11 protein-coding genes are annotated in these 11,660 nt (G+C 63.2%); 7 read left to right on the top strand and 4 right to left on the bottom strand.

The genetic code is table 11. From position 1 onward, the window contains the following. Positions 1 to 783, bottom strand: a 783-nt coding sequence (locus B3T59_RS00630) for an FAD-dependent monooxygenase (protein WP_287001247.1), incomplete at its 3' end; no start/stop codon positions are given. Positions 784 to 935: 152 nt separating this feature from the next. Continuing rightward, a complete protein-coding gene (locus B3T59_RS00635; RefSeq protein WP_064905309.1) occupies positions 936 to 1,205 on the bottom strand; it encodes a DUF7218 family protein in 270 nt (89 codons plus the stop codon). Positions 1,206 to 1,392: 187 nt separating this feature from the next. Between B3T59_RS00635 and B3T59_RS00640 the strand changes: the two genes are divergently transcribed. After that, positions 1,393 to 1,911, top strand: a complete 519-nt coding sequence (locus tag B3T59_RS00640) for a Rho termination factor N-terminal domain-containing protein (protein ID WP_064905307.1) — start codon at positions 1,393 to 1,395, stop codon at positions 1,909 to 1,911. A 26-nt stretch (positions 1,912 to 1,937) separates the two neighbouring features. On the opposite strand, the gene B3T59_RS00645 is transcribed toward B3T59_RS00640, so the two are convergent. After that, positions 1,938 to 2,102 (bottom strand): hypothetical protein, encoded by a 165-nt coding sequence (locus B3T59_RS00645; protein ID WP_082965535.1) that lies wholly within the window; start codon positions 2,100 to 2,102, stop codon positions 1,938 to 1,940. Between the two features lie 165 nt (positions 2,103 to 2,267). On the opposite strand from B3T59_RS00645, the gene B3T59_RS00650 reads away from it, so the two are divergent. Together B3T59_RS00650 and B3T59_RS00655 are read left to right on the top strand one after the other, a co-directional pair. After that, positions 2,268 to 3,323: an alcohol dehydrogenase catalytic domain-containing protein gene (locus B3T59_RS00650; protein ID WP_287001248.1), complete on the top strand. Its 1,056-nt coding sequence runs from the start codon at positions 2,268 to 2,270 to the stop codon at positions 3,321 to 3,323. A 10-nt stretch (positions 3,324 to 3,333) separates the two neighbouring features. Then, entirely contained in the window at positions 3,334 to 4,629 is a 1,296-nt protein-coding gene (locus tag B3T59_RS00655) for a helix-turn-helix transcriptional regulator (RefSeq protein ID WP_287001249.1), read from the top strand. Between the two features lie 107 nt (positions 4,630 to 4,736). On the opposite strand, the gene B3T59_RS00660 is transcribed toward B3T59_RS00655, so the two are convergent. Next, complete coding sequence (locus B3T59_RS00660; RefSeq protein WP_287001250.1) at positions 4,737 to 6,542, bottom strand: sigma-54-dependent Fis family transcriptional regulator; 1,806 nt, start codon at positions 6,540 to 6,542, stop codon at positions 4,737 to 4,739. A 191-nt stretch (positions 6,543 to 6,733) separates the two neighbouring features. On the opposite strand from B3T59_RS00660, the gene B3T59_RS00665 reads away from it, so the two are divergent. The 4 genes from B3T59_RS00665 to B3T59_RS00680 all read left to right on the top strand — a co-directional run bounded on the left by B3T59_RS00665 (position 6,734) and on the right by B3T59_RS00680 (position 11,584). After that, complete coding sequence (locus B3T59_RS00665; protein WP_005205477.1) at positions 6,734 to 8,335, top strand: flavin-containing monooxygenase; 1,602 nt, start codon at positions 6,734 to 6,736, stop codon at positions 8,333 to 8,335. A gap of 46 nt (positions 8,336 to 8,381) precedes the next feature. Next, the gene (locus B3T59_RS00670; protein ID WP_287001251.1) at positions 8,382 to 9,587 is read left to right on the top strand and encodes a serine hydrolase domain-containing protein; all 1,206 of its coding nucleotides are present in this window, start codon (positions 8,382 to 8,384) and stop codon (positions 9,585 to 9,587) included. 276 nt (positions 9,588 to 9,863) lie between these two features. Continuing rightward, positions 9,864 to 10,958 carry an S-(hydroxymethyl)mycothiol dehydrogenase gene (locus B3T59_RS00675; protein ID WP_064905297.1) on the top strand — a complete coding sequence of 365 codons (1,095 nt, stop codon included), beginning with the start codon at positions 9,864 to 9,866 and terminating at the stop codon, positions 10,956 to 10,958. After that, positions 10,955 to 11,584, top strand: a complete 630-nt coding sequence (locus tag B3T59_RS00680) for an MBL fold metallo-hydrolase (RefSeq protein ID WP_064905295.1) — start codon at positions 10,955 to 10,957, stop codon at positions 11,582 to 11,584. The genes B3T59_RS00675 and B3T59_RS00680 overlap by 4 nt, the downstream gene beginning before the upstream one ends. Positions 11,585 to 11,660 lie beyond the last annotated feature (76 nt).

An 11,660-nucleotide genomic window follows, 5' to 3' on the forward strand; every position in this document is an offset into this window, starting at 1 on the left:
CTCCTTGAGCGCGAAGCCGTCGCTGCCCGCAAGGCGGCGCTGCAGTTCTGCCCAGATGCGGTCGTCGGACCAGTCGGCTGGGTTCTCGGTGGGGGCGCATTGGAAGTACATGCGCTGCACGCTCGGGGTGCGTTGGCTGATGAGCGCGAAGCCGTGCGGCGATCGGGTGTAGATGAGTTCGGGTGCGCTCGGCGGCGCCTCGGCGAGGATGCCGAACCACGCGAACGGGTACTCCCGAAAGTAGCGCTGCGGGTCTTCGACGAGATCGCGGCAGATGCTGCGTGAACCGTCGGCCCCGACGACGAGTTCAGCGGTGATCTCGTGGCGCGCGCCCTCGGCATCGGCGTAGGTGACGTGTGGCTCGTCGCGATGGTCGGTGACCGCAGCGTCGGCGATTCCGTACCGCAGATCGCCGCCGTCGCGGGTGCGTGCCGCGTGCAGATCGATGAAGACGTCGGTCTGTGGGTAGAGCCAGCACGACGCCCCGACGAGCTTCTGGAAATCGATGCGGTGGCTGACGCCGCCGAAGCGGAGGTCGATGCCCTGATGCTCGTGACCGTCACGCAGGACTCTGTCGGAGACGCCCGAATCGAGTAGCAGTCGAACGCTGTCGCGCTCCAGAATGCCTGCGCGATGGGTGGTTTCGATCTCGTGGTGGGTTCGGTTGTCGATGACGACGCTGTCGATCTCGGCCACCGAGAGCAGATGTGACAGCGCGAGCCCGGCTGGGCCGCCACCGACGATGGCGACCCGCGTGCGTGTCGTGCTGGCGTAGCTGGTCATCTGTGACCTCCCTTCTGGAAGAACCATAGGGAGAGCTGGGTCACAGAACCTAGCATCAGATTCCACTGAGCGAAAAGGCGCAGCTAGAAATGCAGCATTTTGGCGTTCGACCGCTGGTTATGGGCGATTCGAAATGGCTCGGCGGCGCTGCCTCAGTGCTCGCGCAACTTGTCAATCAGGTCGTCCTTCTTGAGGTCCGAGTAGTTGCGTAGCCCGAGTTCCTTTGCCCGCGAGCGCAGTTCGTCGACAGTCCAGTCTTCGTACGATCCGGACTCGCCGCCCTTCTCGCCGATCTTCGAACGGCCCTGCGCGGCAGCGGCATTGGCGATACGGGCGGACTTCTCCTTGGAGTTGCCCTCGTCGCGAAGCTTCTCGTAGAGCTCGTCGTCTTTGATGGACGGCCCGGGATCGCGCTCTGGCATGGCTGCCTCCTCGTCGGAATGAATCTCGGATTGGGGCGTTTTCCACGCTACGCGCCGAGCGGGTACGCGACGACGTGCTCACGATCGCGACACGACAAGGTCGGCGATAATCCGCCTCTAGCAGCGGTGGAGTGCCTACCCTCGGGTACGGGGGTCCTGCAATCTACGGCGACGAAGGGCACAAGGCATGGGCGAGAAGAAGGCGATCAAACGTCTGCAGAAGCAGATCGGCGAACTCCAACAGAGCCTCGACGACGTGCGGAAGTTGGCAGAGAAGCAACTGGGCAAAGCAGCGAGCGAAACCGACGCGCTGCGTCGAGAACTCTTGAAGCGCATCGGAGCGATCTCCGGTGATTCCGACGACAAGAAGGTCGAGTCGTCGGACGCGCCGCGGGCCGTCGTCGCACCGAAACCCACACCGAGCGCGTCGGCCTCGAAGCCGAAGCCTGCGGCGAGTGTGAAGCCCGGTGAATCGAAGAAACCCGTGCCTAAGACAGCGACGCCGAAGACGGCGGCAACCAAGACGTCGACACCGAAGACTGCGGCACCCAAGGCCAAGCCATCTGGGACCACGCAGGCGGCGAAGTCGTCGGGAGCCAAGTCGCCGACGGTCAAGGAGTTGCGCGAGCAGGCGAAGGCCAAGGGCATCAAGGGTTACTCGTCGATGACCAAAGCCGAGTTGCTGAACGCGGTCGGCGGAGCGTGACCTCTGCCGATACCCCGTGGTGACGTTTACGGGACAGAGACGACCGACGCGGTGTCGTCCTTTGTGTTGGTGATATTGACGAGGCTGCCCGCATGATTCACGTTCAGACCACCGGGAAACTGGCCCACGGGAACAGTCTCGAGCGCCTTGTTCGACGTCGTGTTGATCACCGATATCGTGCTGTCGGCCATGTTTGAGACGTAGAACCCGCACTACTCAAGTGTGGGCCAAGGTTGTTCGTCTCAACATGAGATCGCGCTCGCGAAGCCAACCATCATTCATGCGGTTCATCGCATACTGGGATGGGGAATCCGGGGGACACGCCGCACCGTCGTGCGGCCCTAAGGAGGCCAGGTATGAAAGCGCTTGTCTATCACGGTCCGGGAAGCAAGGCGTGGGAGGACGTTCCAGATCCTGTTCTGAAGGACCCGACCGATGCGATCGTCCGCGTCGAGACGACGACCATCTGCGGCACCGATCTACACATTCTCTCCGGCGACGTTCCGGCGGTGACCAACGGGCGCGTGCTCGGGCACGAGGGCGTCGGAGTGGTCACCGAGGTTGGGCCCGAGTGCACCCGCGTCAAAGTCGGTGACCGCGTCATCATTTCGTGCGTCACCAAGTGTGGCTACTGCGAATACTGCAAGCAAGGGATGACGTCGCACTGCCAGACGGTCGGCGGAATCGGGTGGATCTTCGGGCATCTCATCGATGGCACGCAGGCCGAGTTCGTGCGTGTTCCGTTCGCCGACAACGGACTCATCCCGCTACCGGCGAGAGTCACGGCAGAGCAGGGCGTGATGCTCAGCGACATCCTCCCGACCGGTTTCGAGATCGGTGTGCTCTACGGGGCCGTCAAGGAAGGCGACGTGGTGGCCGTGATCGGTGCGGGGCCGGTGGGTCTCGCGTCGGTGATGACCGCCCGCTCACGCGGGGCGTCGAAGGTGATCGCGGTGGACGGCAACAAGTTTCGTCTCGAGCGTTCGCTGGACTTCGGTGCGACCGACACCATCGACATTCTCGCGGGAGGCAACGTCGTCGAACAGATCAAGGAACTCAGTCGCGGTGGACTCGGCGTCGACGTCGCAATCGAAGCCGTCGGTCTTGGCCCCGCGTTCCGCACGTCGCTCGACTGTTTGCGCCCCGGCGGACATCTCGCGAACGTCGGTGTGCACGGGAAGCCCGTCGAATTTCCGATCGATCGGGATTGGATCAACAACCTGACGCTGACGACGGGGCTGGTCAACGCGACGACTGCTCCCGAACTGCTCACGGAGATCGAAGAGGGAAAGATCGCGCCCGAGAAGTTCGTGACGCATCACTTCACCTTCGACGAGTTCGACCGCGCCTACGACACCTTCTCCAACGCTGCCGACGAGCACGCACTGAAGGTGATCATCAGCAACGGGTGACAATGGTGAGGTGACGATCGAAGGACTGTCCGAACGCTCGGGCGACGTGACGACCACGCTGTCGGCAAGCCGGTGGCAGCAGTTCGCGGCCGTCGTGGATGGTCCGTTGCCGCAGATCGCCGAACGCTTCTCGAGGTTCCTGGCATCGGCGTATCCGCACGACGCGCTGATCATCTACACCCGCGAGTGCACCGGCCGCCCACGCAAGGTGGCCGGTGCCCCGGCGGTCGTCGAGCGTGCGACCATCGCCGAACTCGACGCGATCAAGGAATCGGTTCAGCGAGGGGACACGCTGCGCGGACAGGCGGTAGTCGGCGGAGCGCGTCGAAAAGTTCTCGCAGTCCGCGATGCCACCGACACGTTGCTTGTACTGGTACCCAAGTCGGCCAAGTCGCAGGCCACGGGCATCGATGAACTCCTGACCGCCTGGTTCGCGCTGGTGGCGACATCGATTCGGCAGCAGGTAGCCCAGGCGAGTCCCGATTATCTGGCCGAGTCGCGGGCGGCGTCGACCGAACGGGCTCGGACGATCACCCAACTGACCGAAACACACGAGGACACATTGTCGTCGATTCTCGGGACGCTGCGATCGCGCGACCTCGACGACGCCGTCGCACGCACGGTTGCGGCGGAGACGGCGTCGGCCGCATTGATTGCGTTGCGGTCGGTCGGTGACACCGATCGCGCGCTTGCGACCGAACCGATCGGCGTTGCTTTTCGACGGCTCCGGGCCGAGCTCGAACCGGTGCTACGTGACCTCGACGCCGACGTCGAGTTTGTGGAACCGGGGGTCGACGCGACGTTGTCGGGCGAGATCGCGCACGCCGCGAGAGCCATCGTGCGCGCGGTCGCCGTGGCCGTCGCCGCCCAACCGGCCGTCGAACGGCTGCGGGTGGCGTGGGAAATCAGTGGTGACGATCTGGTCGTCGACGTACGTGATCGGGGTCGCGGTGAACTCGACGGCGACGCGTTATCGCGACAGCTCGCAGGACGGTTGCGCGCGGTTGATGGGACGCTGGACGTCGAGTCGATTGCCGGTTGGGGGAGCCGGGTGTGCGCTCGAATTCCGTTGGAAGCGAAGGTCTCTCGTCCCGAGAAGGATCTGCTCGCATCGTTGAATCCGCGTGAACTCGAGGTGCTCGGACATCTCGCGCTCGGTCGGCGGAACAAGGCCATCGCGGCGGAACTCGGCGTGAGTGAGAGCACCATCAAGTTCCACGTCGCGGCGATTCTGCAGAAGCTCGGGGTCACCAATCGCGGTGAGGCAGGGCTGCTCGCCGCAGGCGCCGGGATCACGGCGGGGTGATCTCGACAAGCTCGATCAGCGGGTAGGGCTCGATCAGCGGGTAGGGCTCGATCAGCGACGGGGCGCTCGATCGGCGGTAAGGGCTCGATCTGCGTGGAGAGGGTAGATCAGATCCCGGTGATTCCATAGGTGTGGATCTTGCGGTAGATCGAACTGCGCGACATGCCCAACTGCTCTGCCGCACGAGCGCGGTTACCCGCGCACTCTCCCAGTACGCGAATGATGGCGTCACGCTCGGTGATCTCCAACGTGGTGAGCACCCGGTGAGCAGTGGTGCGGCAGAATCCCGGGAGGTCTGCGGCTTGTATCTCGCCGACTGGCCGCTGACGCAATGCGGAGCGCAGCGCCGCGTGTAGTTGGGTGAGGTTGTTCGGCCACGAGTAGGCGGAGATGATGCGCATGGCCTGCGGACTGATACGTGTATGGCGTCGCGGTGCGAGCATCGTCAGCACTCGTTCAACCAACGGGACCAGGTCTGGGCCCCGAAGTCGAAGTGGCGGAAGCGTGACGGACTCGTCGAATCGTCTGAGCAGACCACCGTAGTTTGTGTGGGCACCGCTCCGCGCCGGAGAAGCGGTGGCGGCGAGAACATATCCGGCCGCCAGCGCGTCGTCGACGAATCTGGCCACATGTGTTGGCGTGTGCTCGCCGAGTCGGTCTATGTGTCGTAGAACGACCAGGCCTCGTTCGTCGGTGATGCGCGGCAGCCGCGTCGCCGCGAGGCACTCCGGGGCGTCCGCCATGTCCAGGACCACGATCGGTGCGGCACCGTGTGCCAAGCGAAATGCGTCAGTCAGTACCGACAGACGGCCGGTACCCGGCTCCCCGAAAGCGACGACATTCTGGTTGTCGTTACACGAGCGCACGACGTCGTGATAGGCAGAAATCCATGCGGGACTGCGCATTCCGTGAGTCTCGGGCGCGAGTAGGGCCCCATTACGATCACGAGCGACACCTCTCCCTTCTCCTTGCGTGTCGGTGGCGTCCGCCGGTACGTGCTCGCGTCGCTCCTCGTCGACGACCAGTACAACTCCGACCACATCCCCGCTGCTGGTGATGTGCTTGGCGCGTAGTCGGAGCTGGCGCCCACCCTCTAGGGTGACGGTGTGTAAAGCGTTGTCGTGCTTGGTCATCAGGTACTCCGCGTACTGACCGATGGTCGACTGCTCTTCTGGGGTCAACAGTGAGCGGGCAGCCTCATTCATCATGACGGTCTCGCCGAGCGCGATCACCGCTCGGCTGGGTCGGGCGGCCGCGCGTAGGTACGTCTCGAACAATGCACGCGTGTCCTGACTTCGGTCGAGCAGCAGATTGCGACTGATGTCGGTTGCGGCCGACCGTACCAATGCGTCGACCAAGCTGTTCCAGCTTTCGGCCAACATGCTCGCGTCGAGCACACCGACAACCCGCCCGCTCAGGGGATCGAGGATCGGCGCTCCGGTACACGCGAACTGGATCAATGACTGATTGAAGTGTTCGGAACCGACGACACTGACGGGTGCGCCGACCTCGAACACCGTGCCGACTCCGTTGGTTCCCACACTGCTCTCTTCGAACGAGAATCCGCGGTCGAAGTCGACCCGATCGAGAACTCGCCCGACTGCCGTTGAGCAATCGCGGCGGTCGATTATCCGGGCGCGGGCGTCGGTGAGCGCGATTGTCACAGGGACGTCGGACATATCGCCGGTGAGGCGTTCGAGCACCGGGCGCGCGCAGCGGACCAGACGGGAATTGAAGTCGATGTCGTCGTGGTACGCGACCTGATACCGGTCGGCGTCGAGTCCGGCGGACGCGCTCCTCGACCAGGATGCGGCGACTACGTCGCCGACGCCTGCTGCGCCCTGCGGTCCGTACTCCAAGAAGTCGGCGCGAGCAGCAGCAATACGCAGTTGTTCATCCCGCGTGTCGCGCACGTGCTGCTCCTTCCTGTAATGGCGTCCCCGCCGCTGTGACTCACAACACAGTCGATTATCCATCCGTCGATAGTCAAACGACCACTACCCGTCGGTCAGGTCCGGCGTCCCAATTTGGGACACATCAAGTCTGTGGGACAAGCCAAAAATTCATCCCTACGTGACCACAATCACAACAACGGAGGAAGACGATGTCAGACAGAACCATCGATGCGCTCGTGATCGGAGCCGGCGTGGCCGGGCTCTACCAGCTCCATCAGCTGCGAGAACAAGGCCTCGACGTCCGTGCGTACGACTCCGCGTCCGGCGTCGGCGGTACCTGGTACTGGAACCGGTACCCGGGTGCGAAGTTCGATTCAGAGGCCTACATCTATCAGTATTTGTTCGACGAGGACCTCTACAAGGGCTGGAGCTGGAGCAGCCGATTCCCGGGGCAGGCCGAGATCGAGCAGTGGCTCAACTACGTCGCCGACAGTCTCGACCTCCGTCGTGACATCTCGTTCGATACGACAATCGTCAGTGCCGTCTTCGACGAGAACACCAACCGTTGGACGGTCACCACCGACTCCGGGGAGACGATCGACACTCGATATCTGGTTGCTTGCACCGGGATGTTGTCGGCGCCCATGTCGGACCTGTTTCCCGGCCAAAGCGAGTTCGCGGGGGAGATCCTGCACACCGCGCGGTGGCCGCGTGACGGCGTTGACCTCGAAGGCAAGCGCGTCGGGGTGATCGGCAACGGTGCGACCGGCATTCAAGTGATCCAGACCATTGCCGACCGGGTCGGTCAGCTCAAGGTCTTCATTCGGACACCGCAGTACGCCTTGCCGATGAAGAACCCGAGCTATGGGTCCGACGACGTCGCCGCATACAAGGCGCGCTTCGAGGAGCTACGCGAAAACCTGCCCACCACGTTCACCGGCTTCGAGTACGACTTCACCGATGCGTGGGCCGACCTCACGCCTGAGCAGCGTCGAGCTCGGCTCGAAGAGGACTACGACAACGGGTCGCTGAAACTGTGGTTGGCGTCATTCGCCGAGATCTTTTCCGACGAAGAGGTCAGCGAGGAGGTGTCGGAGTTCGTTCGGGAGAAGATGCGCGCGCGGTTGCAAGACCAGGAACTGTGCGAGCTGCTGATCCCCTCCGACTACGGCTTCGGTACCCACCGAGTGCCGCTGGAGACCGACTACCTCGAGGTCTACCACCGTGACAATGTGCAGGCCGTGCCGGTGAAGAACAATCCGATCACGCGAATCGTCCCCGAGGGCATCGTGCTCGAGGACGGAACGTTGCACGAACTCGACGTGATCATCATGGCCACCGGCTTCGACGCGGGGACCGGTGCGCTGACGCGGATCGACATCCGAGGTCGCGACGGACGTTCTCTCAAAGAGGACTGGGGCCGCGACATCCGCACGACGATGGGCCTGATGGTGCACGGCTATCCGAATCTGCTGACAACCGGTGCGCCACTCGCGCCGTCTGCTGCGTTGTGCAACATGACCACCTGTCTTCAGCAGCAGACCGAATGGATCAGCGACGCGATTCGGCACCTGAATGCGAACGGCAAGACCGTCATCGAACCCACCGAGGAAGGCCAGGACGCGTGGGTCGCTCACCACGACGAACTCGCCGACGCGAACCTGATCTCGAAAACGAACTCCTGGTACGTCGGTTCGAATGTTCCGGGTAAGCCGCGGCGTGTGCTCTCGTACGTCGGAGGTGTCGGGGCCTACCGGACGGCGACTCTGGAGGCGGCCGCCGCAGGGTACAAGGGTTTTGCGATCTCGTGACGAAAGTTATTGCCAAACAATTAGATTCACCGGAAGGACAGATGAGATGACTAGTTCGGTTACGGGCGTCGATCGTGGAGTGCTCCAACGCTCGGAAGATGCCGTGTTGCAGTCCGCGGTCGATGCCGAGATGCCGGTGGCAGGCGTCGTCGCGATGGTGACGGATCGCACGGGCAACGTCTACGAAGGAGCGGCGGGCACTCGTCGGTTCGGCGGCAAGGACGCGATCACCACTGACGACGCCTTCGCGCTCTTCTCCACCACCAAGGCGATTACCGCGACCGCCGCACTACAACTCGTGGAAGAGGGCGCACTCGACCTCGACAGTCCCGCTTCACGCTACGTGCCCGAGATCGGCGAGCTACAGGTGATCGAGGGTTTCGACGGCGGAGGTGATCCGATCCTCCGGGCACCGAAGTCGATTCCGACAACGCGTCAACTGCTCACGCACACCGGGGGTTTCGGGTATGACTTCTTCGACGAGGTCTACTCGAGGTTGGCCGATGAGAAAGGGCAGCCGAGTGTCATCACCGCGACCAAGGCTGCACTCACGACGCCGTTGCTGTTCGATCCGGGAGATCGTTGGCAGTATGGCACGAACATCGACTGGGTGGGGCAGGTCGTCGAGAGGTTGCGGGGTAAGCGACTCGGGGAAGTGTTCGACGAGCGGATCTTCCAACCGCTGGGCATCGAGAACATGAGTTTCGTTCTGCGCGATGACTTCCGGCCACGACTCGCCGAGATGCATGCACGCAACGCAGACGGGACGCTGACCCCGATGGACTTCGAACTGCCGTCGCCTCCGGAAGTCGACTTCGGTGGGCACGGTCTCTACGGCACCGTCGGCGACTACACGAAGTTCATCCGGATGTGGCTGAACGACGGAGCGGGCGATCATGGCCGTGTACTCAATCGGGAAACGGTCGAGATGGCAGTGCGGAACCATCTCGGTGACCTACCGGTAACCATGTTGCCTGGTGTGATTCCCTCGTTGTCCAACGATGCGGAATTCTTTCCGGGGCAATCGAAGTCGTGGTCGTTACCCTTCATGATCAACAACGAGGAGGCGCCGACAGGCCGCCCTGCGGGGGCACTCGGCTGGGCCGGACTGGCGAATCTGTTCTACTGGATCGATCGGAAGAACGGATACGGCGGATACTGGGCGACCCAGATTCTGCCGTTCGGTGATCCGACATCGTTCACGAAGTACATGGACTTCGAATCCGTGGTCTATCGCGCACTCGATCGCTAGTCCGAGAGCCGATACGTACACAACTCGTACCTGAGCGCGAGGCCGAGGCGACTATTGTCGCCGCCTCGCGCTCAGGTCGCAGTTGTGTACGGGCTGGCTGATCTCGACAAGCTCGATCGGCGGAAGGCGGCTCGGTCGGCGGGAAGGGGCGCGATCCATCGGGCCGCTGTACTTTCGACTAGGTAGAACCATCCATTCGGATGGATGCATGTCTCGTGCCATGCCACAAGACTGTGTTGAGTACAAGGTTCTCACCATCGAGAGGTTGAAAGCGGAATGTCGCAGACGGTCAAGGGAGTCATCTCGCGTAGCAAGGGCGCGCCAACGGAACTCGTCGACGTGGTGGTGCCCGACCCCGGGCCCAACGACGTCGTCGTCGATATCCAGGCGTGCGGTGTCTGCCATACGGATCTTGCCTACAAAGAGGGCGGCATCAACGACGAGTATCCGTTCCTCCTCGGGCATGAGGCGGCAGGCATCGTCGAGGCGATCGGTTCGGATGTCACGCACGTCGAGGTCGGCGATTTCGTCGTCCTGAACTGGCGTGCGGTGTGTGGTGAGTGTCGGGCGTGCAAGCGCGGGAAGCCCTGGTACTGCTTCGACACCCACAACGCGTCGAAGTCTATGACGCTCACCGACGGGACCGAACTGACGGCGGCGCTGGGTATCGGTGCGTTCATCGAGAAGACCCTCGTCCACGAGGGGCAGTGCACCAAGGTCAATCCCGAGACCGATCCCGCGGTCGCCGGCCTGCTCGGCTGCGGCGTGATGGCCGGCCTCGGCGCTGCGATGAACACCGGCAACGTTGGTCGCGGAGACTCCGTCGCCGTCATCGGTTGCGGTGGCGTCGGCGACGCCGCGATCGCCGGTGCGCGCCTGGCGGGTGCCACCAAGATCATCGCGATCGACCGCGATCCGGCAAAATTGCAGTGGGCAACCGAACTCGGCGCAACCCACACCATCAACGGCGCAGAAGTCGACGACGTCGTGACCGCCGTCCAGGACCTGACCGACGGATTCGGAGTTGACGTCATCGTCGACGCCGTCGGGCGACCGGAGACGTGGAAGGAAGCCTTCTACGCCCGCGATCTCGCCGGAACCGTTGTGCTGGTGGGTGTTCCGACACCCGAGATGAAACTCGAAATGCCGCTCGTCGACTTCTTCTCGCGCGGCGGATCGCTCAAGTCGTCGTGGTACGGCGATTGCCTGCCCGAGCGCGACTTCCCGATGCTCATCGACCTCTATGAGCAGGGGCGACTCCCGCTCGACAAGTTCGTCACCGAGCGCGTCGGACTCGGCGACGTCGAGGCAGCGTTCGAGGCGATGAAGGGCGGCAAGGTGCTTCGCTCGGTGGTAGAGCTGAAGTCATGAGCAACGCGAGCATCGACAACGTCGTCACGTCCGGCACCTTCTCGCTCGACGGTGGGACGTGGGACGTCGACAACAACGTCTGGATCGTCGGCGACGACAGTGAGGTCGTCATCATCGACGCCGCGCACAGCGCAAAGCCGATCCTCGACGCTGTCGGCGACCGGACCGTCAAGGCGATCGTGCTGACCCACGGCCACAACGACCACATCACCGTGGCTCCGGAGTTGTCGAAGGAGACCGGCGCGCCCATCCTGCTGCACCCCGGCGACACCATGCTGTGGAAGGAAACGCACCCCGACGTGACGCCCGGCAACCTCGACGACGGGCAGGAAATCGACGTCGCGGGAACGACGTTGAAGGTCATCAACACGCCGGGACATTCGCCGGGCTCGTCGGTGATCTACGCGCCGGAGCTCGGTGTGTTGTTCAGTGGCGACACGCTGTTCCAGGGCGGACCGGGAGCGACAGGACGGTCGTTCTCGAGCTTCCCGAAGATCATCGAGTCCATCAAGGAAAAGATCTTCGTGCTCGACCCGGAGACCAAGGTCTACACGGGACACGGAGACGGCACGACGGTCGGTGCCGAGGCGCCACATCTCGAGGAGTGGATCAAGCGGGGTAGCTGAGCGCACTCAGAGCCGTGTTTCCGAGCCGCCAACTGAGCTCGGAAACACGGCCTAATGCCCCGAAAACCTACCCACC

Origin of the sequence: Gordonia sp. UBA7860, assembly GCF_002500165.1 — a bacterium.
Taxonomy (GTDB): domain Bacteria; phylum Actinomycetota; class Actinomycetes; order Mycobacteriales; family Mycobacteriaceae; genus Gordonia; species Gordonia sputi.